The organism is Microbacterium luticellae (assembly GCF_050408645.1).
Lineage (GTDB): Bacteria > Actinomycetota > Actinomycetes > Actinomycetales > Microbacteriaceae > Microbacterium.
Map to the genome: position 1 here is coordinate 231,212 of NZ_JBNTKE010000003.1, position 25,361 is coordinate 256,572.

Below are 25,361 nucleotides of genomic sequence, written 5' to 3' on the forward strand. Positions count from 1 at the left end.
CTTAGCGACCTGCATCCGGACTAATCGGCTGTGTATCGCCCTCTGCTCGCGCAGCATCCGGAGAAATACCCAGCACTTCGCCAATGCGCGCCGCCACCGTGGCCGGGTCGGTATACAGATCAAAGGCATGCACCCGAATGTAATGCCACCCCAGTCGACGCAGCGTGTGCGGGCGAAGACGCAGGGTTTCGCGCAGCGATCCCCCAGCCGACTCGGGGTCGGTCTCGACCACCACGGCCTTGCCGCCATACTGCGCCACAAGCGGCAGCGACCCGCGGTAGTCAACATCAACCGAGGCACCCAATTCACGCAGCTCGCGCGCCAAAATAAGCGTCAACGGGTCGGCAAGGTCTTCCAGCCGAGCCTCGCGACCCCGCGTGGCCAGGTTCCCCAAAATCGACATGAGGGTTGCGGCGCCGTACTGCAGCCGGCCATCATCAAAAGCCGTTGGACGAATCGACGACACAATCACCATCGACCGTCGTGCACGAGTCATCCCCACCGTCAACAGGCGATCACCGTCGGGCGTGGTCAGATCGCCAAAGTCGCTCAGCACCCGGCCATGCCGGGTAAGGCCGTAGCCGACGGAAAAGATCACACGATCGCGGCTCTCTGCCACCGACTCTTCGAGCGTCAACACGGCAAAAGGTTCCGCCGTGTCACGGCTCACAAAGTCGGCGACGTCTGCGCGTCCGGCGAAAGCCTGCGTCACCGCCACGCGCACCCGCTCCGCATGTTTACGGCTCGCAGTCACCACCATGAGTGACTCATTCGGCCGGTGCACAGCATGCTCAATCGCAAGAGTCACCACGCGGCGCACTTCGGCATCCGGGCTCTCGACCGCCCCTGAATCGGGGTCCGGTGTTCCGGTGCCACCCGAAACATAGTCGACCGTCAGGCTCCCGCGGCCCAGATATGATCCCGCCCACGGCAGCGAAACAATCTCGCCGCCATAGAAGGCATCGTTGATGAGTTCTGCAAGGTCTTCACCGCCCGCACGGTAACTGTAGGTGAGCGTATGTACCGGTAAAAGCTCTGCCAAGCGTTCAAACGCCGAGACGTCATCGAAGGTTGTCTCTTCGACATCATCGGCCTCAACAAGCGGCTCAGCCGTCGGTGCCACGGCAAAAGGCGTGGGCTTCTGCGTGACCGGATCACCAAAAGCCACCACCTGCCGTGCCCGCCGAATAGCAGGCGCCGCTTCGGCCAGGTTTATCGCCGCCGCATCAACCAGCAAAACGGCGTCAAAAACAACCGAATCCGGAATCTCGGGCACCTGATATGGCGATGCAATCCACACCGGAGCCAATACGTTCATCAGGTTCGGTGCGGCCTTCAGCAGCTCTGCCGGGGTGGGGTGACCCTCGGTGAGCGCGACCTTGAGTTGCTCGGCTTCATCGGGCTCATCGACGATTCCGATTCGCCACTGCCCCGCCAGCTGCCAGGCTAAAAGAGGACCGGATGCTGCAGCATGCGCCTCATCAACCAGCCGAAAGTCGCGCTCTAAACGGTCAACAACAGCCGTGTTTGCGCCCAGGAGCGCACGGTTATGTTGCAGAGCCTGCTCTAGGAACGACTGCCACCAGGCAAATTCCAGTTCATCTGCCACCCGCGACTCGGGAACGTGCCGCACAGAAAGGTCGCGCAACAGCGGCTCGAGCCCCTGCTCGGTCAGCTTCTCGCGCAGTTCGGCGCGCTCCATGAGGTTGTCGAACACTTCAGACTCGGCGGCAAGACCCGCAAGCGTACGCAATAGGCGCTCGACCGGCAGGGTCGATAGCGGCTCTTTACGCCCCAGGGCACTGTCGAGCGCGGTCAGTTCGGCGCGCACCTCTTGCCAGACACGCTGCACCTCAGCAAGACCCAGCGGCACCTCGGGCGCAACCCCCGCGTCGACAAGCCGCTGCCAGCGGCCACGCTGCACACGAATACGCGTGAGCGCTGCATGCATATCCGAGATATGTGCACCCGGGCGAACATACTCGCGGGCCAGGCGACGTAGCCGTCGACGTTGCGCACCCGACAGCTGCGATGATTCCCGCCGCGGTGCGTGAGCAAGAATCAGCTCATCGAGTGGCCGCTCAAAAACTGTCGGGCTAAACCGGTCAAGAGAATCACGAATACCCTGCAGTAACTCCAGGTCGTCGCCCAATTCATCGATGGTAGAAAAAGGCCGCATACGCGTCTGTGCCAGCATCTCGTACCCGAGCTCTAATAGCTGCGGCACGAGCGTACGGTGCAGATCTGTCGCCAGTGCATGCGTGCGACGAGCCTCCTCGGCCGACTCAAAAGTCACGCCATACCAGGGTGAGTCGTCGGGCCCAAAACGAAACTCGCCGAGCCGAGCCGCGGTCGTCAACATATCGGCGGCGGCACCTCGGCCCGACGCCAAATGGTGCAGCGCCGTCTGGTCAAGCCGCGCTGTCGTCGACGGCGGAGTATCACGAGATGCAAGACGAGTAAGAGCACGCACGGCGTCGAGTACCGAGACCTTCAGCGCGGCATCCGGGGCTGTCAGGGCCGAACGGTAGTCGAGCAGCACCGAACGCAGGCGCACCAGAGCATCGTCAACATCGGCAACCTGTGGGGCCTGGGCTTTTTCGTTGCGCACAATCGCACGCACAAGATCACGCCGGATGCTACTCGGAGACACCGCCAGACCATCCAGGCCAATCCCGCCCAGGCGGTGCCGTACGCCATCGAGCGTTGATCGCCTGGCCGACACGACCAGCACCCGTTTACCGGCACGCACGAGCTGACCCACAGCGTTAATAACCGTCTGTGTGCCCCCGGTGCCGGGCAGTGTCGTGACCGTCAGAGAATGACCTGCGGCTATGCGTGCCAGCACCGCTTCTTGCTCGGCGTCGGCATCGAGCAGCAGGGTGTCGGATGCCGGGCTGCGGTCGTCTGCACTCACGATTGTCGGCTCAACCCGCGGTTCGGTTACCGCCTCGCGGTCTGAGGCATGCCCCGCCAATGCGTTCAGCAGCTGGTGGTCGAGGTTGGAGGCATCGCGAGCCATCGACGCGCCCACGTCAACAAATGTTGACACGACCAGGCGCGGTTCGACCGAGAATGTGTCGATGGTACTGGTCGCTGCGCGCAACTGGTCGATGGCCGGTTGTGGTTTAAAGATTCCGCTGTCGTATGCCAGGGCGGCGAGCCGGTCGGGGTCAATAGAGATACCGAAATGTTCGGCGGCGAGCCGCACCAGCTCGGGGTTGACCGTGAACCGGCCATGCAGCTTTAATTCAAAATCGGTGTGGTGTCGGCGAATGGCCAGTGGGCGCAGCAGTACGGGTGCCGCATAGTCGACGCCCCCGATTCGCCATCGCGCCATGCCCACCGAAAGGCTCACGGCATCGAGGCCGCGGGCCGTGCGCAGTTCAAGGTTTTTGGTTGTGATTCGCTCGGCTGCCAGACGCGCTGTACGCAGGCCCACCTCGTCGCGAAAAAGGTTCGACAGCAGCGTCGAGCGTCCGGTAATGAACTGCGGCAGGCTGCCGGGGTGTGCCCGCGAGATATCGATTCCTGCGTCGCTCGTATCGCGATAGTGCGTGAGCGGTGAGAGACCACCCAGCAGTGCCGCTTCTGCTTTTAACCGTCGCCGTTCGGCATCGGCGGCGTGCACGGTCTGTACTCCGGGCTCTGCAACACTCAGGTCGGCGGGCGTCACAGAAGAGCCGCCTGTCTCGGCAGTGCTATCAGAATCACGACGCCACACAACAAAAGACTAAACGTGTCTGCTGTGAGTACTCGTCAACCCGGGCGGGTTTCCCGGTATTACCGGCCACTTTTCGCCTGTTTTGAGCGTTTCCTCCCCGCTGGCGTCACTCAGGGTTGTGTTGCCGGATGCTGCGCATACACGCTTGCCCAGCAAAAAGTGTGCGCAGGATGGGGGCATGACTTTTGTTTACGACAGTGTTTCTACTCCGTTTGGCGATGCCATAGCGGTTTTTTCTGACCGTGGCCTCGTCATGCTCGACCTCTCGCATGCACACGAGCCCGAGGTGCCGTGGCTGCTCGAAGGTATAACCCGACGGTTGGGCGACGTTCCCCACCACGAGTCAGGGCGGGCGGCAGAGCTGGATGCGCTCATGCAGCGCTATTTTGCCGGTGAGGCCGTCACCATCGGTGAGCATCTTGCCCTCGACTGGCAACTGGTTCGCGGCTTTACCCGCGACGCGCTGCAGAGCATCCTCACCATCCCGTGGGGCGAAACAGCCAGTTACGGCGAAGTGGCTGTGCTGGCCGGAAGCCCCGGGGCGGCGCGGGCAGTGGGCAGTGCCTGCCGCAACGTGCCTTTTTCTATCGTGGTGCCCGTGCATCGGGTGGTGCGGCACGATGGCACTCCCGGCCTTTATGGGGCGCACCCCGAGTACAAACGCTTCATGTTGGCGCTAGAGACTCGGGGTGCGACCGCCAGTCACGGCTGACTGCTAGTGGCTTGTTGCTCGTTCAGCACCAAAGCCGGTCAGGGAGCGCACCTCCATTTCGGCGGCAAGCTCGCGGCTCTCCTTTGTACGGTCGGTGACTGACCCCAGCCAGCCGAGGAAGAAGCCCAGCGGAATCGAGATGATTCCGGGGTTGTTCGGTGGCCACAGCGCAAAGTCGACGTTCGGAAGGGTCGACGTGGGTGATCCCGAGAACACGGGCGAAAAGATAATGAGAATAATGGCAGCCGAAAGCCCGCCATACATGCTCCACACGGCTCCTCGCGTGGTGAACTTCTTCCAGAACAGCGAGTAGAGAATGGTGGGCAGGTTGGCCGAAGCGGCGATAGCGAAAGCCAGTGCCACGAGGAACGCGATGTTCTGTCCCTGTGCACCAATGCCACCAATAATCGCCAGCACACCAATAACAACGACGGTGCGTCGGGCAATCTTTACTTCGCCGTTGGGGTCGGCCTGCTTGCCCTTCTTCACCACGTTGGCGTAAATGTCGTGGGCGAACGATGCCGCAGCTGTGATCGTGAGCCCCGCAACAACCGCCAAGATTGTTGCAAAGGCCACAGCAGAGATGAAGCCCATCAGCACGGGCCCGCCCAGTTTCAGTGCCAAGAGCGGCGCTGCCGAGTTCACACCACCGGGCGCATTCTTAATCTCTTCAGCACCCACCAGTGCCCCTGCGCCGTAACCGAGCACGAGCGTGAGCAGGTAGAAGATGCCGATGAGCCAGATCGCCCACACAACAGACCGGCGGGCTTCCTTTGCTGTCGGTACGGTGTAAAAGCGCATGAGCACGTGCGGCAGACCCGCTGTTCCCAGCACAAGAGCAAGCCCGAGCGACACGAAGTCCCAGGGATTGGCGCCGTACTGCAGGCCCGGCCCAAGAATGGCATCTTTCGGGTCGGTGGCCGAGGCAGCCACCGCGCTCTCCAATAGCGCATTGAGGCTAAATCCATTGAGCGCCAGCACCCACAGCGTCATTCCTACCGCTCCGGCGATGAGGAGTCCGGCCTTGACGATCTGCACCCACGTGGTGCCCTTCATCCCGCCGATGAGAACATAAACAATCATGAGCACGCCCACGACAGCGATAACAATCGACTGACCAATCTTGCCGTCAACCGCGAGAAGCAGAGAAACAAGGCCACCGGCGCCCGACATTTGTGCCAGCAGATAGAAGAAGCACACGACAAGTGTGGTGATCGCTGCAGCCATTCGCACGGGCCGTTGCTTGAGTCGAAACGAGAGCACATCGGCCATCGTGAACTTACCCGTGTTGCGCATCAGCTCGGCAACGAGCAGAAGGGCCACCAGCCAGGCCACCAAGAAGCCGACCGAATACAAGAATCCGTCGTAGCCGTTGACGGCGATGGCGCCACAGATTCCTAGAAACGATGCGGCCGAAAGGTAGTCACCGGCAATCGCGAATCCATTCTGCGGACCCGTGAAAGAGCGCCCGGCCGCATAGTAATCGGCTGCTGTCTTATTGTTACGGCTCGCCCGAATAACAATAAAGAGCGTCACAGCAACAAAAGCGATAAAGACCGCAATGTTGAGAATCGGGTTGCTTTCGGCCAGAGTAGCCGACTGTGTCGTAACGATCATGCCTGTGCCTGCTCTTTCTCCAGCTGCTCACGAAGGGCCTCCGCCTTGGGGTCAAGACGACGATTAGCGAACGATACGTAGGCCATAGTTATGACGAATGTCGTCACAAACTGTCCTAAGCCGAGCAAAAGCCCTACCGTGATATCGCCCCACACTCGCTGGGCCATGAAATCGTGCGCGAACGCACCCAGCAAAACGTAAGCGAAATACCACAAAAGAAAGGCAGCTGCGAGAGGAAAGATAAATGACCGCTGTTTACCGCGTAGCGACCGAAAATCTTCTGACTCTTGCACAGCTATGTAGTCGATCCGAGTGTCTTGCGACACCTGTGGATTGTCTGACATGAGGCCTCCTTGCCACATGGTTGGGGGAATCACCGCCTGCCACGACTCCGTGAGCGGTGATAACCTCGACGCTACGAAAGCGGCTGGTGAATGGTCACCCCCGAAAGTCAGTAGTCGATGAGTCCTTCCGATCCACCCCCGTCCGAAACGGAGCTTGTTGCACACGCCGTGCGCGAGCTCATGCGTCGTACCCGTTTTCCCGTCGCCTTCGGTGGCCTGGTAACCGACGGCTCCGTGCAGGTCACCAGCATTGTCGGTAACCGGACGCGCAGCCTGGAGGGGCTTCAGGTGCAGCCCGAAAGAGGTCTTGGAGGGCGGGCCATGATTGAGCTTCGCCCGCGCATGACCAATGACTACCGTTCTTCGCAGCTCATCACCCACGACTACGACGTGTATGTGCTCGGTGAGGGTCTGCGCACCCTGCTCGCTGTTCCCATCATCGTCTCTGGGCGTTCCCGCGGTGTGCTGTATGCCGGGGCGTGGGATGAGTCTCCTGTGGGAGGCGTGGCCACGGCTCCCGCGCTGAAGGTGGCCGAGAACATTGCTACCGAACTACGTGTGCGCGATGAGGTTGAACGCCGCCTGCGTACCATGCACACTGCTCCCCCTACCGCGCCGCTGTCGAGCGCTCACCGCGAAGAGCTACGTGAAACCTTTGCCGCGCTGCGGGCTATTGCAGGATCAATCGATAATGCTCAGTTGCGAGAAAGAATCGGTCGGGTAGAAAGCAAATTGCTGAGTCTCACAGGAGACGAGCCTGCTCCGCCCACCGAGCCGATTGCTGTCGTTCGGTTATCCCCGCGTGAAACGGATGTGCTTTCGTGCGCCGCGCTCGGAATGACAAATGCCGCCATTGCGCAAGAACTCGAATTGCGTGAGGGAACAGTGAAAGCCTATTTGAGCACTGCTATGGCCAAGCTCGACGCCCCCACTCGCCACGCCGCGGTCACCCAGGCCCGCCGTATGGGGCTCTTGCCATAAGCAATAAGGATTCCGCGAGATGAATCGATCACCAGCTCATTCACTTTGCGCATATTTTCATATTTCGCGCTTAGAGTTAACGCATGGCCCGTAAAATTATTCATCAGCTCGTCGATGACATCGACGGCACCGTCCTTGAACCCGGCGAAGGCGAAACAGTGCGTTTCGCCCTTGACGGCACTTCATACGAAATTGACCTGACCTCTGCTCACGCCGAGCAGCTTCGTCAGGCTCTTAACCCCTATATCTCTGCCGGTCGTCGTGCCGCACGGCCGGGAAGCGGTTCGGCTGGTCGCCGCACGCAGCGCAACCCCGAAACCGCTGCAATCCGCGCATGGGCAGCAGAAAACGGCTATTCCGTTTCTGAGCGCGGTCGCGTTCCTGCTTCTATCGTCGAGGCATACCGCGCGGCCCACTAAGCCATGTGCTGGTAGCGCCAGTCTCTATTAGCGTTATCAGCAATTGCTTTAGCTGTTTGCATTACTCCGCAATCACTCATCCATAACGGGTGGTCGAGTTTATTCTCGACCACCCGTTTGTTGTTCCCGCGTGCTGTGTGGGCGGCTGGCGATTGGTTGCCGCCGGGGTGATGCATCCGGTATTGCCACCTAGAATGTTTTATGCGCCTTCGTAGCTCAGTCGGATAGAGCGGCCCTCTCCTAAAGGGCAGGTCGCAGGTTCGAATCCTGTCGGGGGCACTACAGATTCGTAGTTCAAACCAGTGACTTCACCGGTTTGAACTTTCGAGTCCTTCTTCGGTGCAGTCGCGATCTGTTGTGTCTGCGCATCGAACAGCATGTCGAACGGCACACCAGGCTCTCCATCAACATCGCCCTCGTCGGAGATGTACAGCTTCTCGAAGAACGCTTGGTTGGCGGTGCGGCGCATAGAGTCGTCCAAGCCCATGTAGATTGTGTGGCAGTCTCCAGCCAGAGCAAGACAATCATCCAGACATCTCAGCTTCTGCCTGCCGAACATCAGGCTGCCTGATTTCCGTTGGATCGGTCGGCGGGGTGTGGTGTGCGAGAGGTGATGTGCTCATGGTGTGTACTCCTTGATCGGTGAGCGTGTTTCGGTCTCTGTCAGTTCCGGCGAACCGGTGAGCGTTGAATCAGCAACAGCCCCGGCCGCCGCGTCGGCGGGCTCGGGATTGTTTGGTGGGGTGGGGCGTGGCAGCCATCGCCCGACCGTCGAGGCATGTACGCCGAGTTCGCGGGCGATGCGCTTATTCGACCAGCCATGCTCGCGCCGCATCCTGGCGTCGGCTGCACGCCGATCACGCTCACCCACCGGCTGCCCATCCGCGTCGTGCGAGCTGAGATCGTGGTGCACGGGCGGCGGTATCGGCAGCGACCACCGCATGGATCGCGTTTGCCGCGACCGAACCAGCGCCCCGAGAATCAGCAGAGTCCACGGATACCACGCGGCTCGTCGCCCATCCAACGCGACCGCGGCAACGGTGGCAACTACGATCAGCCCGTCAACCAACAGCGGCCATATCCATGCCTGAGCCGAGGCGATCCCAGAGCGCCGGGCAAGATCAGCCAGCGCAACGAACGATAACCAGAACGCGCCCGCAGCAATCAGCACTGTGCCCGAAGCCGACAAATACACCGCCCACATACGACCCTCGACCCGGCGCATCACAACCCCCGGCCCGCGCCGACCCGCTCAGGGGTGTCGGCGCTCTCGAAGTCGCGGGCAGGATTGCCCTTGGGCGAGAGCGGTGGTGTCGTGGCGGTCTCGCAGCAGACCCGCGTACTGCCAGAAGAGTTGATCCATCGCGTAATCGGTTGAGGTGTAGAGCGTGGTCGCGGTGATGCGGGGTTCTGGCTCGTACCCGGACAGCACGTTTGTGGCGAGGAGTAACACGTCGCCGTGGGCGATGGTGCGTTCTGCGAACTCGCTATAGATCACGGCGCTGCCCTCACGAACTGCGGCGATGATCACGCAGTCATATGCGACGGGTGGGTTGGAGATTCGAGTGGTGATGGTGCGTGTGATGATGGGGCGATAATCGAGAGTCCATACACCTGCCTGTCAAACCACCAGTATCAATGTGTGTCATTGGTGAATGGTGGTGGAAATGGTGAAGGCGTGGAGGCCAACCCAGTGCGGGGTGACCTCCACGCCTTCAACTTGTGCCGCGTGGAGCGGTAAAGGGGGTTACTGTTCCATCACGTTGCGGCGACGCATCAGCAAGAACCCTGCACCAGCCGCAATCAACAGCGATGCAAGAGCCGCAGCGATACCCGCACCGGCCGCACCGGTGTCAGGCAGACGATCTTCATCGTCACCCTCGTCAGTGCCATTACCGTTATCGTCGGTGCCATCTTCGTCGTCGCTGGTCGCGTACTCGAACGTCCACGACGTCGCACCGTCAGCGAGCACGTAGCCCTCTTCAGCAACAGCCGAGATCGTGATCGACTCACCCTCAACAAGCTCGACCGTGCCAGTGAGCACGTTTCCGTCACCGTCAACGTAGTACACGCCTTCAATCTCGGGCAGGGTGATGATGTTTCCATTGCGGCCCGGCTCTTCAGCCTCTACAACCTCGGGCTCGGGATCAGGGTCGGTGGACTCGTAGGCGTACTCCCACGAAGTCGCACCGTCAGCGAGCACGTACCCCTCGTCGGCGGTCGCGATCACGGTGATGCTCGTTCCCTCAGTCAGGTGTACTTCACCGTCGAGCACAACACCGTCAGCATCGGTGTAGATGACACCCTCGACGTCGGGGATGGTCACGATATTGTCCTCGAAACCAGGCTCCACGGCGGTGACCTCGATCAACTCGGGATCGGTTGCCTCGTGGGTGTACTCCCACGAAGTCGTACCCGGGGCCAACTCGTAGCCCTCTTCAGCGATCGCGTTCACGACCAGGGTTACGCCCTCAACGAGTTCCACATCGCCGGTGAGCACTTCACCGGTGCTGCCGTCAACATACAGCACACCCTCGACCTCAGGAATCGTGACCGTGTTGTCGGTGCGGGTCGGCTCGACTGCCTCGACCTCGATTACCTCGGGGTCGGCGGGCTCGTAGGTGTACTCCCACGAAGTCGCACCGGGAGCAAGCTCGTACCCCTCGTCGGCGGTCGCGGTCACAATGAGGGTCTGGCCCTCAATGAGTTCGATATCGCCGGTGAGCACGTCACCGTTACCGTCAACATAGGTGACACCTTCGACCACGGGGATCGTCACTGTGTTGTCGGTGCGGGTCGGCTCGACTGCCTCGACCTCGATTACCTCGGGGTCGGCGGGCTCGTAGGTGTACTCCCACGAAGTCGCACCGGGAGCAAGCTCGTACCCCTCGTCGGCGGTCGCGTTCACAGTGAGTGTCTGGCCCTCGGTGAGTTCGATATCGCCGGTGAGTATGTCGCCGTCAGCGTCGGAGTAGATAACTCCCTCGACCTCGGGGATCGAAACGACGTTATCTTCGAAACCAGGCTCCACGGCGTCGACCTCGATCAGCTCGGGATCGGTCGACTCATAGGTGTACGTCCACTCGGTCGCACCAGGAGCAAGCTCGTACCCCTCATCAGCGGTTGCAAACACAACGAGTGTCTGACCCTCGGTGAGCACAATGTCACCGGTCAGCTCTTCGCCAGCATCATCGACGTAGGTGACACCTTCGACCACGGGGATCGAAACAATGTTGTCCTCAAAGTCGGGTTCAACAGCGGTGACCTCGATCACCTGGCTCTCGTAGGTGTACTCCCACACGGTCGTACCCGGTGCGAGTTCATAGCCCTCGTCAGCGGTCGCGGTCACGGTGAGGGTCTGACCCTCGGTGAGCACAATGTCACCGGTCAGCTCTTCGCCAGCATCATCGACGTAGGTGATGCCCTCGACCACTGGGATAGTGATGGTGTTGCCCTCACGCTCCGGCTCCACCGCAGTAACCTCGGTGGGTTCAGGGTCGGGTACGTCATCATTCACGGTGCTCCACTCCATGAGGGAAGCGCCACAGAAGCCCAGCTCAGCGAGAATAAAGCCCTCAGATGTGCCATCCTCATGGATGATGCCTTCAAGGGTGTATTCAAAACCGGGGTTGATCGCTGTGATTGTGAACGGTTCGCCCACTTCGACAGACCCCGTGATCGGCTCATCGCTATCTGCCATATCCGCGTAGTCATAGTTGATGTGGCTGCCAGGGACCACGCAGACCCACCAGAACTGACCTGAAACATCGACAAGGTTGCTGTTCTCGTCTACCGAGAAGCTGAAATCCTGAACCCAGGTTTCAGGAGAGTAGTCGTAGCCTTCCCAGTTCTCAACTGGCTCGTCGTATGCCAAAATCTGTGTTGTCGTGCCGACATACTCGCCCTCGGGTGCTGGTGCGGCATTGGCCGCGGTCGGGATGATCGCGCTGGCGACGAGCACGATCGCGGCACCGATCGCGCCGAGCACCGGCCCCCGTTTGAAACGCGATGGCCCGCGTTCTGTTTCTGTCTTCAACAAGGTGAAGCTCCCCTTCGTGAGTAGATGCATCCGAAACGCGGCCAAAAAGGCACACGTCACCAGACCCATACTTCACGAAACACGGAACCTGCTGAAGAGAGCTACTACTCAATTTTCTGCTCAATTTTGCGGTTCAGGCTGGTGAGCTCAACAACTGCGCTACTTCACTGCGCGAGCTGAGGTCGAGCTTCTTGAGCAGGCGGTGCACATGGTTTTCTGCCGTGCGAGCGCTCACACCGAGGTGTGCCGCGATTTCTCTGTTCTTCATTCCCTGCGCAAGGAGCTCGGCGACCTGCTGCTCTCGCTCCGAGAGCTGAGCGAGAGGCGCTGCCTGCTTCGACAGTGCAGCCTCAGCCTGCGCCATGCCTGCCTGTGCGCGGCCGATCAGTAGCTTCATGCCCCGCTGCTCGAAGATAGTTCTCGCTTCACGAAACAGGTTCACGGCTGATAGCGGGTCACCCGCACGCAGTAAGAGTTCAGCCTGCGTGGTGAGAACCATACCCCGCTGCCCGTGCTGCTTCTGTTCCTCAGCGATTTCAAGCCCCTGCGCGATCAGGGCGTTCGCGGTCTCATGGTCGCCTGTGCTCGCGGCGACAACTGCGGCGTCGGCGTAGCGGGCGGCGATCATTGCGTCTTTCGGGTCACCGAGGAGTTCGGGGTGCGCTTCGAGTGGTTCATCCAGCATCGCCGCGACACGGCCGCGGGTCGTGAGCACCGCGTTGCGCCACCACCCAAACTCCGGCAGCGGCACCGCCATCACGTCCTCATACCGGGCACGCAACAATTCTGGGTTGTTGCGGCCCTGTGCGGCGATCATCAGCCCGGCTCGTGCCATGCTCACCAGCGACGGAGGCCCATACGTTTCTGCGTCGTGCACCGCTTGTGTGCCGGTGCGTTCGGCATCATCGAGCAACCCCATTGCTGCCTGACAGAAGGCGAGGCCGGTGCCGAGGTTGGCGAGCACATCAGCTTGCCCGTGCCGGTGCGCGAGTTGCAGTGAACGTTTCGCGAGCACGAGGCCGGCCTGGTATTGGTCGAGCATGTATGCCGCCCATACCGCGCACGCGGCCGCGTGCGGCACACTTGCGAGTTCGTCGTTGGTGACGCGATCTGCCCAGTCAGTGACTCGCCGAAACGAGGCCTGACCTTCGGGAACTCTCCCGACTGCGAGGGAGGCCATCGTGCGGTAGATCGCCGCAACAACCTTGTTCAGCCCGGTGCCTGCCGGGTCATGGAGTGACTCAAGTTTCGAGATCAACACTTCGGGCGGGTGCCCGTCGATCAGTGACACCATGTCGATGTACTCACGCAACAGTGCGGGGTCAGCACTTCCCGCCCCGTCTTGCGCGGTCTCTAAGAGTGCTCTCGCTTCGCCGGTGTGCCCGGTGACCCTGAGTGCGTTTGCGAGCAGAATCTGTGCCTCGGGCGCGTCAGTGGTGCTGATTATCGCCCGTAACCGGTCGATCGCCGTCTCAAAGTCACCGGTCAAGATCAGGGCTCTGGCGAGCAGCGTCTCAGTCTGTGGGGTGCGTAACTCGGGTGGCAGGTCGCTGAGCCACCTGAGTACGGCGGCGGGTTCTGACCCAATCGCAACCCCCGCGGCGTCAACCAACACTGCGATCTCTGCCGGGGTGAGTGGCTGGGTTGCCCCGGTCAGCAGGTTGCCGCTGGTGAGCGCGCCACGCAGATGTTCGGCACGCTCGAAGAGTTCTGTCTCGGGCAGATAGGCGGCGCGGCGGTGCGCGTCAGAACGGCGCGCAGTGCTGGTGTTCTGGTAGACGCTGAGCCGCACCACCGGGTGTAACACCTCGTGCGGGTTCTCAGTGAGCAGCCCACGCTCGGCAAGCTGCTTCGCGCTCTCAGTGACCTGGCGCTGGTCGAGGCCAGCGACCTCGGCCAACGCTTCGGTGTCACTTCGACCGAGGATCGCAAGCGACTCTAACGTGAGCCGGGCCGGTGTATCGAGCCGGTCAAGATCGCTGGCAACCGCAGCGGCGAGCAGACTCGATCGCTCCGCACCAGTGTGCGCCAGCACGTCTTCGACCCGAGCAGTGTCGGGGTGGCGGCGAAACGCCGCGATCAGTGCGTGCGCGAACAGGGGGTTGCCCTCTGCCGCAGCGACAACCGCTTCAACCTGCGGCGCAGAAAGGCTGTCGGCGATTGCTGAGATGGCGGTATCGGGCAGCGGTTCGAGAGTGTAATGCGACATGAGTGCGCCTCGTTTGCGGGCGGCCATGATCAGGTTCCAGGGTGCCTGACCGAATCGGTGCACCACGATCACGGTGAGTGGCCCGTGTGCTGGTGACTGCATCAGCGCGTCTAAGAACGTGACCGAGGCAGGGTCAAGCCAGTGCGCATCGTCCACGGCAATCACTACTGGGGTGTCGTCAAGCGCTTCAAGACAGCGCAGTGCGAGCTGTGCCGGGGTCGCATCATCGAGCAGTTCTTCGACCGGTTCACCTAACAGGCCTTCGAGCAGCACACGAAACGCGACCAACGGCCCGTCAGTGTGCAACTGGTCGCCCTGCGCAAGCAGCACACACGTCGAAAGTGAAACAGCGCGTGCAGGCGTTACACCGTCACCTGTCGCAGCGGACTTTGCTCTCTCTTTCTCTCGAAGCTCACGCAACACCGAGGAAAGCAGGGCGCTCTTGCCAGCACCGATCTCGCCATCGATCTGCACGAACCTTAGCTGCCCCGGCATCTGCGGCGGGTCAGCTAACAGTGCTGTGACTTGCCGTATATCTTCTTCACGCCCAACCAGCACCATTACTCCCCTCGCATCTTCACCCGGCCACCAAAGCTGTCTCACTACGCAGGAACTTCTCGTGGTCTGAGGCGCTGTCTACCCACCAGACTACCGACATCGCCACCAGTGAGAAATCGGACACTGCAATACAACACAAGGCATGAAGTGTCGAAAAAGCCCTGGTGCTGCCCTAAATGCGTCGTGTGAGTGCGGCGATAGCTTGCAGCGGAAGTACACCGTTTCCGAGTGCGGTGATCTGCTGATTCTGGGTGAGTTCGAGAGCGGGGGTGGCGACCCAACCGGCGGGGAGCCCCATCAACCATTCCACAAACATCGGCGCTGGCCGGGGCCTGTGGCATCGTTCAGGAGTGCCGGTGCCGGGGCTGAGCGCCCGGTGATGTGTTCCCAGCGGGCGATGGCTTGGGCGTACTTTCCCCAGCTTCGAAGATGCTTGGTCGAGACCGTTGGTGAGAAGCGAGCGACGTGGCGGCGCTGGAATCTCCACTCCGAGGCATCCCGGCAGCTCATGGGGCTCCGGTTCGCGACCGCAGAGGATCGCGAGGCGATTACCGGAATGGTCACCGATGCCGCCGAGCACGCATCGCTGCGCCTCACCCCGCCAGAGATCGCATCGAGCCCAGCACTGTTCCAGCGCCCGGATGGAAGTAGCCGATTCCGCGATCCTGCCGCGGTCGTGTACTCGACCGAAGACATCCTCAATGCGGAAGATCGTCTCATCGACCGCGCGAACATGCAGACCGGCCCCACCGTGCAACTCGGAACAGTCGAGCGCATCACGGAGAAGCCCGATGCTGAGGGGCGCAGGCTCGGTGCGGATCAGATCGAAGCTCTCACTAGGATCGCGCTATCTTGTCGTGTGGTCGATGTGCTCGTGGGTCCTGCCGGTGCAGGGAAAACGACCGCGATGAACGCGCTTCGCCGAATCTGGGAGAAACAGCACGGCACAGGCAGCGTCACCGGGCTCGCACCATCAGATGCGGCAGCGCATTTACTCGGCGAAGAACTCGGCATCGAGACAGTGAACACGGCCCGCTGGTGGCAGCTCCACGTACACCAGGGCGCAACGTTCAAGCCGGGCCAGTTGGTCATCGTAGATGAAGCCTCACTCGCCGGTACGGGCTCCCTCGACCGGATCACTCAGGTGGCCAAGGAACAGGGCGCGAAGGTGCTGCTGGTCGGTGACTGGTCGCAACTGCAATCAGTAGACGCGGGCGGCGCGTTCGGGATGCTCGTGCACGACCGCGACGATGCCCCCGAACTCACCGACGTGCACCGGTTCAAGCACCAGTGGGAGAAGGTCAACTCCCTCGATCTGCGACACGGCCGCACCCGAGCCATCGACACGCTCATTGCGCATGACCGCGTGCACGGTAGCGAACAAGAACAGGTGGTCGATGCCGCCCAGTTTCACGATCCGGTGCACAGACTGTTTGCAAATCTTGAACCGCGAAACTAGCTCTTTAATCGGCACGCCCTCTGCATACTGTTCGAGCAACTGCACCCTTTGCGCCTTGGTCAAACGGGTTTGACGTCTTGATAGATTCATTGCCACTGGGCCGCGCTGATCTACGCCGGGAGAGGAAGCCACACGAGTAGTGCGCCTTGCTTTGCCCCTGAGAACGCGGGAAATCAGGGCTTTTAGAGGGCTGCTTGGGTTTGAAAGCCGCCCACGCAGGTGCACCGTGCATCGGTTCGAAGCCATCGATTTCAGGCTCGACTCTGACCATTACTCTTTCGGTGGCACCATCATCGAAACCGGCATCGAGCCCTACTACGCCTCCACACTGCTGCACACCAGCTAGACCGAAGGCGCGAGTGTTTCTCTGCTTTCGGCGCGTCGCATAAGCAGCACCGTGGTCAGCGCCGCGGCGGATATGAGCACCGTTGACGCCATCGGGAACACGATCAGAAGGGCGGCAGTGCCGCCGAAGACGACGACGAGCGCTAACACAGTGATGGTTGCTCCGACCGGAAGCTGCCGGAGGGCTGGCAGAACCAGGATGGCGAGTGCAGCACCGTTGAGCACAATGGAAGCACCGGCGGCGACGAGCAGCGGCGCGGCCGACGCAGACGAATTATCAACACCGGCGTACCACAGCACGTACGTAGTGCTGGTCGCGACGGATCCGAGAACCGCGAGTAGTGCGGCTGTCCACGGAGCCTTCAGAACGCGCGATGACGCATCCGCCGCAGTAATTAAAGCGAGGATCGCCAGGATGGGCGCGACCCCCGTGAGGGCGATCTGCACAAAAGAGTCCGTGACCTCGTTGAAGGCGGGTGTGGCTACGAACACGAGCGCGGCAACCGCGACGAATGCACTTGCTGCGGCTAGGCCGATAGCCAAGCCCCATCGGGCCTTGAATATTGCAACCATGATCGACTCCTTCCAGGCCCGCGCCGGGCGAGTGTCACGTGCTTCGGCGAGCATGCCTTTCACGATACGGTAACGTGCGCCGGGTCTGGCTCTCCGATAGATGTCACGGTCAATACCGCAAAGCCAAAGATCCGTGCCACGATGTGCTGATGCCGCTCTTTACGCTGTTACCGCTCCCCGCTGGGCAGGTGGGGCTGCATGATGCACGGCGCAAGCGACGCTGGGCGGTGCAACTCGAACCATTCGCAATCGCCGAGACCGCCGTCACGATCGAGCAGTACGGGTTTCTTATGGCGGGCGGCGCACCTCAGCACCAGAGCCAACCTGTGCCCTCGTCTCACGCGCCGGTGGCCGACATCACGTGGTTCGACGCGGTCGCGCTGTGTAATGCTGCTTCCGCACACGATCATCTCGACCCCGCCTACACGATCACCGACGATGATGTGGTGTGGAATGTGCAGTCGTCGGGGTACCGGTTGCCCACCGAGGCGGAGTGGGAGTACGCCTGCCGTGCGGGCACAGAAGGCCCTCACTACGCACCGCTCGCCGCTGCAGCGTGGACCGCGCGCGACGATGTCAATGCCCCGCAGCCTGTCGGCACCAAACAGCCCAACACACTCGGCCTTTACGACACGCTCGGCAACGTGTGGGAGTGGTGCTGGGATCACCTCGACCCTGCTCGCTACGGCAACTATCGTGTTTTTCGCGGCGGCGGATTTGCCGATCCCGCCTGGAGCGTTCGGGCGTCGACGCGCCGCGGGGGCGCGCCGGACATGCAGCATCCGGATGTCGGTGTCAGGCTTGCTCGCGGAGCATTCACCGGTCACGCGGCAGCACAGGGCTGGTCGCACGAGGCTGATATCGCGCGCGCCATGCATACCGGAGCCCTCCCGTCGGGATGGACCCCGCACCGGCTACGGCGCCGCTAACAGACATCCGGATGCTGGCGCTTCTTCGTGCGCGTCGGGTAGAGATCCGCCCAGTCGCGTCCTAGGGTAGTAGGCCACAGCAAAGACGCTGGTTTTGACCACCCCGGTGCAAAGCACCAGAAAGGCATGGGTCATGGCACGAAATTCTCAGGGAATCGTCGATTCGTTCGATGTGGAGTCCGTTCTCGCGCAGCACGGCAACGATGGGCCAAAATTCACTTTCATCGTTCCGACCGATGTTGCCGGCAGCAATGAATCGGTGTCGATATTGACGCTGAAGAACCAGATTCGTGAGGCGAAAAATTATCTCATCGGCTCGGGGATGCGTGAGGCCGACGCCGACAGCTTCCTCACACCCGTAACCGAGCTACTAAAAGACTCATCGTATTGGCGTTTGCAGAGTCGTAGTCTTGCCGTATTTCTTGCGGAAGGCTTCTTCTTGACGGTGCGCATGCCGATCGAGCTCGGCGACAGTTTAACCATCGGTGAGACCTTTCACCTTCTCCCCTTCGTCCCGGTGTTAGCGAGCGACCGCAAGCTCTATGTTTTGGCGCTGGCCAAGAACTCGGTGCGGCTGTTTACCACCACCCGCAACGTGATCGAAGAGCTGCCACTCGAAAACATTCCTGCGTCGTTTGACGACGTCATCGACGAACTGCCCGAACGTGTTGTCGATGTTCGCTCGGGATCTGCCGGAACCCATGGCACCCCAAGCTTCCAAGGCCCTGATGGCGATGCCGACCTGGCTCTGCTCGAGAAGTACATTCACGCGGTGGGTCAGGCTGTGGGCGTACGACTGGGCACAGCACGATCACAGCAGCTCGTACTGGCCTCGGTGGCCGAGTACCTGCCACTGTTCACTGCGGCGTGCCCCTACCCGGCCATCTTCGATGGCGTCATTGCCGGTAATCCCGAAAGGGCACTGCCCGATGATCTGCGCTCGGCAGCGTGGCAACTGGTCAATAATCATGAGGCCAACCGTGAGGCACAGGAGCATGAGAACGCTGTCTCTCTCGCGCATGCCGGTCGTGGCTCGTTCGACGTGGCCGAAATCGCTCGCGCGGCCGCCGAGGGCCGGATCGACACTCTGTTCGTGCCACGAGACACGGCAGCCATTACCGATGAGTCGACACGTCACCGCCTGAACCAGGCCATTATCGACACCATTGCGACAGGAGGCATTTTGCGCACGCTCGGCGTTACCGACCGTGACGCGCTCGCCATATTCCGGTACTAGGCCAAGCAGTGACGAGGCCGTCGCGAAGCGGCACTCGGCAGGGGCACAGGCGCAGCAAACTACACTCTCAGACAGCGTGTTTTTCTCCGCCACCCCTGCCGATGACGGCACTGTCCGCCCGGAAAGGTGAGCAATGTCTTCTGCCCGTCCCACTCGTTCTCGCGACCGCCGGTTGATTTTCCTGTTGTCCGGGGCTCTCGTTTTTGTCGTCATTCTGCTGGGCGTCGCACTATCACAGCCCAGTGGCAATAACGCCGCACCCCCGGCCCCGCCGACCAGCGCTCCCGGAGAACAACAAGGAGCCGACCAGCAAGGAACCGAACCGCAAGAGCCGCCGCGTCTGCCTGATCTTGCACGCCGCGAGGCCAATGACCCCGCAGCAATCGGCGAGGTTGACGCGCCTGTCGTGCTCGTCGAGTTCGCCGACTATCGTTGCCCGTTCTGCGGTGTTTTTGCTCGCGAAACGCTGCCTCAAATCATTGAAGAGTATGTCGACGAAGGTCTTGTGCGGGTGGAGTGGCACGATATTCCTATCTTTGGCGAAGAGTCTTTTGCCGCAGCAGTAGCTGCCCATGCCGCGGGCGAACAGGGCCTGTTCTGGGAGTACGGTGCCGCGATCTTTGCCTATGACGGCGGCGGCCATCAAGACCTTCCCCGCGAACGCCTGCTCGAAATCGCGAAAGAAATCGGTGTGCCCGATATCGCCGCGTTTGAGGCTGCGCTCGACAGCCCGGCACTCGGCGAAAAAGTGCAGCAGCAGACTGCCGATGCTCACGCGCTGGGTGTGCAGAGCACGCCAACGTTTGCTGTTGGTGGTGTACCACTCATGGGTGCGCAGCCGGTCGAAGCCTTCCGGCGCGCTATTGACACAGAGCTGGAATACCTCGGTGTCCCCGTGCCGGCCCGCTAGGCAGCAACCGACCGGTTAGGCGGCCAGCGCCAAGTAGGGCTCCCACTGCGGGTTAGTGCGTTCGACTCCGCGCACAAACCAGTGCGTTGTTCGTGGCGACCGCAACGGAGTACGCAGGCGCCATCCCATCTCCTGTGGCGTGCGATCACTCTTCACGTTATTGCAGTGCAGGCAGCAGGCCACAAGGTTCTCCCACGAGTCGGCTCCGCCACGGGATCGTGGCACAACGTGGTCGATAGTTGTGGCATGCGTGCCACAGTAACCACACCGGTAGCTGTCACGCCGCAGAACACCGCGCCGCGTCACGGCGGTGCGGCCGGCCCGCGGCATCCGAACATAACGACTGAGAATAATGACCGCTGGTCGGTCGAACCGGGCATGCACTGCTCTGACCGGATTATCTTCGACCGCTTCTACGATGGTCGCTTTATCGTTCATCACCAGAACCAGTGCTCTTTTGAACGAAACTACCGCGAGCGGTTCATAACCGGCATTGAGTACCAGAGTGCGCATGATTGTCCCTTCGATCCGCCGGGACGGCTTCCCGGCGCTCTCGATCTGTGTCGCATCATCGCGACAACAAGAAGGGTGCAGAAAACAATAAAGACGCCACCCCTAGGGGCGACGCCTCATTGTCACAGACACACTGTGACCAGCCTGCGGGCACTGCCGAGGGGCGAATTGTCCGTTGACATCCGTGGATCGGATGCCCGGTATTCGTTCCATCGGCCCTCCTGGTTCAAGCGATGACGAGTTTCAGGCTAGCCTATCGACCCTGTATGCAGGGTGAAGACAAAGAAAAGAGCGGGTGACGTGTCGGTTTAGCCGGCGTTGGCGGCGAGCCAAATCTCGGGGTCGACCATGCCACCGTTGATGTGCACTTCAAAGTGCAGGTGGGCACCATACGAGTTACCCGTGTTACCGACCTGGCCGATAACCTGACCAGCTTCGACGTATTCGCCCTCGCTGACCAGACGGCTGCCGTACACCATGTGACCGTAAGTGGTTGAGACCTGCTGGCCGCCAATAACGTGGTCAATAACGATGGCCACGCCATAGCCCCAGTAGCCCTCACTAGAGACACGAACGACACCGGATGCTGCGGCAAAGATCGGCGTGCCCTCGGGTGCAATCATGTCCCACCCCTGGTGTCCGCGGCCCGAGCCGGGGCCTTCACCGGGTGTGAACGAAGCAAGTGGGTAACGCACCTCACCGGAACCGGGTGCTGTGAGTGTGAGGTCGACACTGGCTGGAGCACCACCGGAGTTTTCGGCGGCGGCAGCGGCACGGGCAGCAGCAGCCTCTTCGGCTTTCTTCTGCTCGATCTCTTCAGGAGTGGTGGCTTCGAATGTGCCGCGAGCCATCGGTGCGCTCGTGGCCTCGGAGGCGACAACCAGCGATTGCGCATTCTCGGCGGCGAGCTGCTGCAGTGTTGCGGGAGCCTCGGTAGGCAGGTTGGGCATACCGGCAAAAGCAGGCAGTGCAATTGCTGTGACCAGTGTTCCTACAGCACCGAAGATGGCAATAGCACGCAGTGGACGCCTAGCGGACCGGCGTTTCGCAGAAGCGTCGATGCTAGGTGCCCGACGGCTCAGGCTGCTGTCTTCTGTTGCGATGCTCTCGGTCGTGCTAATTTCTGCAGCCAAAAGTTATCCTCCATGCCTCGGCGCTAGGCGCAGGTTCGTCAGCACTCGTTTCTCGGGGCACGTGTGATTCCAGGGCACGTTGTGCGTATTTTGCCGCGGCGATGACGAACCAGTGAGGCTACCGTCGCGGTGTTCGTCGAAGAACTTCTCTACGACGCCGGAATCGAGATTACCGGAAGATAACGATTCTGTCACCCTGGCGACCTGACAATCTTCCGTTAACCCTGTTTGCCCGACGTTCATGCTGTTCACTGGTCGTTTTCGACCAGCAAGAAAATATGTGATGCCAGCTCAACAGGCAGCTCTAACGCCTCGGTGGAGTCATCCATTTCGATGAGTACATAGCCCTCGTTAAAACGGAATGACCCGTGAGCTCCCGGCACAACGCCGGCCTCACGCAATTGCACAAGCAACTCGGGGTCGACCTGGGCAGGTTCGGCCAGACGACGCACGGTGCCGGTGACGGGCTCGTGGGTGCTGTTCATATATTCGACCAGCCCAATGACCCCCGCATGAACATGCCGCTGCGGGGTCGCCCCCGAGTCTCCCAGCAGTTCAAGGCCTGGAATCGGGTTGCCGTACGGCGACTCGGTGGGTTGCCCCAGCAGCTCTACCAGGCGACGCTCAACCTGTTCGCTCATCACGTGCTCCCACCGGCACGCCTCTTCATGCACATAGGCCCAGTCGAGGCCAATGACATCCGAGAGCAGGCGCTCGGCTAGACGGTGCTTGCGCATAACGTCGACGGCTTTACGGCGACCAGCAACCGTCAGTTCAAGAGTGCGGTCTTCTGAGACAACAACAAGGCCATCGCGCTCCATCCGGCCCACCGTTTGCGACACGGTTGGCCCTGAATGCCCGAGCCGCTCAGAAATCCGTGCGCGCAAAGGCACAATATTTTCTTCTTCAAGTTCAAGAATTGTGCGCAGGTACATCTCTGTTGTGTCGATCAGGTCGGTCATCGCGGCCCCCATCTGGCTGTTCTTAGGTAAGCCTACCTTCCGGATGCTGCAGTGTGCCCGCTTACTCGAAGCCCACGCCATGCCCTCTAGAATCGATCCATGACGATTGAGATTCCCCGTGAGCTTCTGCCCGTCGACGGCCGCTTTGGTTGCGGCCCCTCGAAAGTTCGCCGCGAGCAGGTTGACGCGCTCGCTTCGGCGGGCCTGAGTCTGCTGGGCACGTCGCATCGCCAGGCTCCTGTGAAGAATCTTGTCGCCAGCATCCGGGAGCAGTTCGGCACGCTTTTTCGACTCCCCGAAGGCTACGAAATTGTTATTGGCAACGGCGGTGCAACGGCGTTTTGGGATGCCGCGGCCTTTGGGCTCATCGAGTCGCGGGCGCAAAACCTGGTGTTCGGCGAGTTTGGGGGCAAATTTGCCCGGGCCGCGGCCGCACCGTGGCTGCAGGCCCCCGATGTTCGTGCCACAGACCCCGGTAGCAGCACGCGCGCAGAAATCGTTGACGGCATTGACGTATACGCGTGGCCCCACAACGAAACATCCACCGGTGTTGCCGCACCCGTCTCGCGCGTTCACGCCGAGGGTGCGCTGACGGTTATCGATGCCACGAGCGCAGCAGGTGGCATCGACTTCGATATGTCGCAGGCCGATGTGTACTACTTTGCGCCGCAGAAAAACCTAGGCTCCGACGGCGGTTTGTGGTTTGCCGCGATGTCACCCGCCGCCCTCGAGAGGGTCGAGCGCATCGCGGCATCCGGTCGCTATATTCCCGACTTTTTAAGCCTTGCCTCGGCCGTCAGCAACTCGCGACTGCAGCAGACACTAAACACGCCCGCGCTCACCACGCTGCACCTGCTCGACAGCCAGCTGTCATGGATTCTCGGCAACGGCGGACTCGCGTGGGCCGACGCCCGCACCCACGAATCCTCGCAACTGCTCTACGACTGGGCCGAAGCCTCGCCCATTGCGACACCGTTTGTGACCGAAATTGCCGACCGATCACCCGTCGTTGTCACCATCGACTTTGCTGACCACATCGACGCAGCAGCCATCGCGAAGACGCTGCGCGCCAACGGTATTGTCGACACCGAGCCCTACCGCAAACTCGGTCGCAACCAGTTGCGCATCGCGACCTTCGTGTCGATTGATCCCGACGATGTACGCCGCCTCATCGAATCGCTCGACTACGTGATCGAACGACTCGCGAACGAGACCGCGGGTTAGAACCAACGTGGGGGGTGGGTCGACAGTGCCGACCCACCCCCACGTTGTGTTCTCCGTTGCCGGAGTTACTCTTCGTCGTCAGAGTCGTCAGAGTCGTCGGAATCTTCTTCTTCGTCGTCATCGGAATCGTCGTCATCAGAGTCGTCGTCATCAGAGTCGTCGTCATCCTCTGAGTCATCAGAGTCATCGAGCTCATCGATGTCGACGCCGTCGAGATCGCCCGAGTGCAGCAGATCGATCTCGTCATCATCGTCGTCATCGTCGTCATCATGATCAGAGTCGTCGTCGATCGCGGAGTCGTCGTTCGCTGCCTGTTCCGCGAGCTCAGCCTGATGCGCACGGTACTCAGCCAGGCGTTCTGCCCATGGCACCCACTCGGGCGCTACGAGGGCACCCTCTCCAGGCAACAGCTCGGCCTCAAGAACGGTCGGCGCAGCACCGTCGACGCTCGTGACCGTCACCGTCCACATCCAGCCGGGATAGCCAGGAAGCCGGTTCGTAAACAGAAGCGAGACCGAACCATCGGGTTCAACGCTCTGTCCGGCGGCCTCGCCAACCGTCGCCTCGTCGGTAATCTCGTACAGCGCAGCGAGAGCAACGTCGTGGGCGGCACGAAGCTGCTCATCACTCACCGTCGCAGCGACTGCAGCTGTGTTTTCTGGCTCAGGCGTCGAAGTCATCAGCGACCCTGCGCAAAAGAGAGGCAACCGTTCGGCTCTGCGAGGCCGAGGGATAGCGGCCCCGGCGCAGGTTACCGCCAATACCGTCGAGGACCTTGACGAGGTCTTCAACAATCACAGCCATGTCATCGGCGCGCTTCCGCTGGGATCGAGCCAGGCTTACCGGTGCTTCAAGAACACGAACCGAGAGAGCCTGGGGCCCACGTTTACCGTCGGCAATGCCGAACTCAACGCGCGAACCTGTTTTAACCGTGGCACCCGCGGGCAGGGCCGTAGCGTGCAGGAAGACGTCTTGGCCGTCATCGCTCGAGATGAAACCAAAACCCTTCTCATCGTCATAAAATCTGACCTTGCCGGTGGGCATGGGCGCAAACCTCACTGCTGGTGAAAAACACGGACGGTGGAACACGGAACGGAGCCGTAGAGTCACGGCTCCGTCCCCTTAGCCTACCGCCCGCGAGAGCAGGTAGGCTCAAGAGGATGAGTCGTTCGCGTAAGCCCGCACACAAGCCTGGTTCGCCGGGCACCTCTGCAACCCCCGAAGTACCGGTAAAACGCATCGACCGCTATCTGGCCTATGCAGCGCTCATTCTTGCTGCCGCCGCAATCATCTGCTTTTTTGCCATCATTTTTGGCACAGCTTTTGGCATGCAACAGCAAGATTTCGCCCATGGAGTATGGCCGATAGTCGCGGCTATCCCACTGTGGGGCCTACCGCTGTCGATGGTATGCATTTTTACCCTTCTCATTTCCAGTCTTGTTCGTAAGAACCGGGCGGCGAAACGCTCCTGAC

General features: G+C 61.1%; 22 protein-coding genes, 1 tRNA gene and 1 pseudogene. 10 read left to right on the plus strand and 14 right to left on the minus strand.

Features of this window, described 5'->3' with window-relative positions:
- Nucleotide 1: 1 nt before the first annotated feature.
- Nucleotides 2-3,724, minus strand: a complete 3,723-nt coding sequence (locus ACQUSW_RS09740) for an AAA family ATPase (RefSeq protein WP_428932103.1) — start codon at nt 3,722-3,724, stop codon at nt 2-4.
- Nucleotides 3,725-3,902: 178 nt separating this feature from the next.
- Here ACQUSW_RS09740 and ACQUSW_RS09745 point away from each other — a divergent pair, with 178 nt between their 5' ends.
- The gene (locus tag ACQUSW_RS09745; RefSeq protein ID WP_428932104.1) at nt 3,903-4,436 is read left to right on the plus strand and encodes a methylated-DNA--[protein]-cysteine S-methyltransferase; all 534 of its coding nucleotides are present in this window, start codon (nt 3,903-3,905) and stop codon (nt 4,434-4,436) included.
- Between the two features lie 3 nt (nt 4,437-4,439).
- Here ACQUSW_RS09745 and ACQUSW_RS09750 read toward each other — a convergent pair whose 3' ends face one another.
- Both ACQUSW_RS09750 and ACQUSW_RS09755 read right to left on the minus strand, forming a co-directional pair.
- Nucleotides 4,440-6,053, minus strand: a complete 1,614-nt coding sequence (locus ACQUSW_RS09750) for a solute symporter family protein (protein WP_428932105.1) — start codon at nt 6,051-6,053, stop codon at nt 4,440-4,442.
- Nucleotides 6,050-6,397, minus strand: a complete 348-nt coding sequence (locus tag ACQUSW_RS09755; protein WP_428932106.1) for a DUF485 domain-containing protein — start codon at nt 6,395-6,397, stop codon at nt 6,050-6,052. Before ACQUSW_RS09755 ends, ACQUSW_RS09750 begins: the two co-directional genes overlap by 4 nt.
- A 117-nt stretch (nt 6,398-6,514) precedes the next feature.
- Between ACQUSW_RS09755 and ACQUSW_RS09760 the strand changes: the two genes are divergently transcribed.
- The 3 genes from ACQUSW_RS09760 to ACQUSW_RS09770 all read left to right on the plus strand — a co-directional run bounded on the left by ACQUSW_RS09760 (nt 6,515) and on the right by ACQUSW_RS09770 (nt 8,076).
- Nucleotides 6,515-7,378, plus strand: coding sequence for a LuxR C-terminal-related transcriptional regulator (locus tag ACQUSW_RS09760; RefSeq protein ID WP_428932107.1), 864 nt, complete (start codon nt 6,515-6,517; stop codon nt 7,376-7,378).
- Between the two features lie 83 nt (nt 7,379-7,461).
- Nucleotides 7,462-7,797, plus strand: coding sequence for a histone-like nucleoid-structuring protein Lsr2 (locus tag ACQUSW_RS09765; protein ID WP_428932108.1), 336 nt, complete (start codon nt 7,462-7,464; stop codon nt 7,795-7,797).
- A 205-nt stretch (nt 7,798-8,002) separates the two neighbouring features.
- Nucleotides 8,003-8,076, plus strand: a tRNA-Arg gene (locus ACQUSW_RS09770).
- 340 nt (nt 8,077-8,416) lie between these two features.
- Here the strand turns inward: ACQUSW_RS09770 and ACQUSW_RS09775 are convergent.
- The 5 genes from ACQUSW_RS09775 to ACQUSW_RS09795 form a co-directional block, all read right to left on the minus strand.
- Entirely contained in the window at nt 8,417-9,022 is a 606-nt protein-coding gene (locus ACQUSW_RS09775; protein WP_428932109.1) for a DUF2637 domain-containing protein, read from the minus strand.
- Nucleotides 9,023-9,049: 27 nt separating this feature from the next.
- On the minus strand, nt 9,050-9,328 hold the full coding sequence (locus tag ACQUSW_RS09780) for a hypothetical protein (protein WP_428932110.1): 279 nt from the start codon (nt 9,326-9,328) through the stop codon (nt 9,050-9,052).
- 216 nt (nt 9,329-9,544) lie between these two features.
- Complete coding sequence (locus tag ACQUSW_RS09785; protein ID WP_428932111.1) at nt 9,545-11,833, minus strand: InlB B-repeat-containing protein; 2,289 nt, start codon at nt 11,831-11,833, stop codon at nt 9,545-9,547.
- A gap of 136 nt (nt 11,834-11,969) precedes the next feature.
- Nucleotides 11,970-14,606, minus strand: coding sequence for an AAA family ATPase (locus ACQUSW_RS09790; protein WP_428932112.1), 2,637 nt, complete (start codon nt 14,604-14,606; stop codon nt 11,970-11,972).
- Between the two features lie 169 nt (nt 14,607-14,775).
- Nucleotides 14,776-14,901, minus strand: a complete 126-nt coding sequence (locus ACQUSW_RS09795) for a hypothetical protein (RefSeq protein WP_428932113.1) — start codon at nt 14,899-14,901, stop codon at nt 14,776-14,778.
- A 120-nt stretch (nt 14,902-15,021) separates the two neighbouring features.
- Here ACQUSW_RS09795 and ACQUSW_RS09800 point away from each other — a divergent pair.
- A pseudogene (locus tag ACQUSW_RS09800) lies at nt 15,022-16,008 on the plus strand (AAA family ATPase); the annotation flags it as partial.
- Between the two features lie 396 nt (nt 16,009-16,404).
- Here ACQUSW_RS09800 and ACQUSW_RS09805 read toward each other — a convergent pair.
- The gene (locus tag ACQUSW_RS09805; protein WP_428932114.1) at nt 16,405-17,034 is read right to left on the minus strand and encodes a hypothetical protein; all 630 of its coding nucleotides are present in this window, start codon (nt 17,032-17,034) and stop codon (nt 16,405-16,407) included.
- Between the two features lie 95 nt (nt 17,035-17,129).
- Between ACQUSW_RS09805 and ACQUSW_RS09810 the strand changes: the two genes are divergently transcribed.
- From ACQUSW_RS09810 to ACQUSW_RS09820, 3 genes are all read left to right on the plus strand, one after another.
- Entirely contained in the window at nt 17,130-17,909 is a 780-nt protein-coding gene (locus ACQUSW_RS09810; RefSeq protein ID WP_428932115.1) for a formylglycine-generating enzyme family protein, read from the plus strand.
- Nucleotides 17,910-18,042: 133 nt separating this feature from the next.
- Nucleotides 18,043-19,146, plus strand: a complete 1,104-nt coding sequence (locus ACQUSW_RS09815; RefSeq protein WP_428932116.1) for a baeRF3 domain-containing protein — start codon at nt 18,043-18,045, stop codon at nt 19,144-19,146.
- 133 nt (nt 19,147-19,279) lie between these two features.
- A complete protein-coding gene (locus ACQUSW_RS09820) occupies nt 19,280-20,056 on the plus strand; it encodes a DsbA family protein (protein ID WP_428932117.1) in 777 nt (258 codons plus the stop codon).
- 15 nt (nt 20,057-20,071) lie between these two features.
- Here the strand turns inward: ACQUSW_RS09820 and ACQUSW_RS09825 are convergent, their stop codons facing one another.
- The 3 genes from ACQUSW_RS09825 to ACQUSW_RS09835 all read right to left on the minus strand — a co-directional run bounded on the left by ACQUSW_RS09825 (nt 20,072) and on the right by ACQUSW_RS09835 (nt 22,664).
- Complete coding sequence (locus ACQUSW_RS09825) at nt 20,072-20,569, minus strand: HNH endonuclease (RefSeq protein WP_428932118.1); 498 nt, start codon at nt 20,567-20,569, stop codon at nt 20,072-20,074.
- A gap of 308 nt (nt 20,570-20,877) precedes the next feature.
- Complete coding sequence (locus ACQUSW_RS09830) at nt 20,878-21,702, minus strand: M23 family metallopeptidase (protein WP_428932119.1); 825 nt, start codon at nt 21,700-21,702, stop codon at nt 20,878-20,880.
- A gap of 248 nt (nt 21,703-21,950) precedes the next feature.
- Nucleotides 21,951-22,664 carry an iron-dependent transcriptional repressor DtxR gene (locus tag ACQUSW_RS09835; protein ID WP_428932120.1) on the minus strand — a complete coding sequence of 238 codons (714 nt, stop codon included), beginning with the start codon at nt 22,662-22,664 and terminating at the stop codon, nt 21,951-21,953.
- Nucleotides 22,665-22,763: 99 nt separating this feature from the next.
- Between ACQUSW_RS09835 and serC the strand changes: the two genes are divergently transcribed.
- A complete protein-coding gene (serC, locus tag ACQUSW_RS09840) occupies nt 22,764-23,888 on the plus strand; it encodes a phosphoserine transaminase (protein ID WP_428932121.1) in 1,125 nt (374 codons plus the stop codon).
- A gap of 65 nt (nt 23,889-23,953) precedes the next feature.
- Here the strand turns inward: serC and ACQUSW_RS09845 are convergent, their stop codons facing one another.
- Nucleotides 23,954-24,568 carry a DUF3027 domain-containing protein gene (locus tag ACQUSW_RS09845; RefSeq protein ID WP_428932122.1) on the minus strand — a complete coding sequence of 205 codons (615 nt, stop codon included), beginning with the start codon at nt 24,566-24,568 and terminating at the stop codon, nt 23,954-23,956.
- Nucleotides 24,552-24,932 carry a cold-shock protein gene (locus tag ACQUSW_RS09850; RefSeq protein WP_428932123.1) on the minus strand — a complete coding sequence of 127 codons (381 nt, stop codon included), beginning with the start codon at nt 24,930-24,932 and terminating at the stop codon, nt 24,552-24,554. The genes ACQUSW_RS09845 and ACQUSW_RS09850 overlap by 17 nt, the downstream gene beginning before the upstream one ends.
- A 116-nt stretch (nt 24,933-25,048) precedes the next feature.
- Here ACQUSW_RS09850 and ACQUSW_RS09855 point away from each other — a divergent pair, with 116 nt between their 5' ends.
- A complete protein-coding gene (locus ACQUSW_RS09855) occupies nt 25,049-25,360 on the plus strand; it encodes a multidrug ABC transporter ATPase (protein WP_428932124.1) in 312 nt (103 codons plus the stop codon).
- The last annotated feature ends 1 nt before the right edge of the window (nt 25,361 follow it).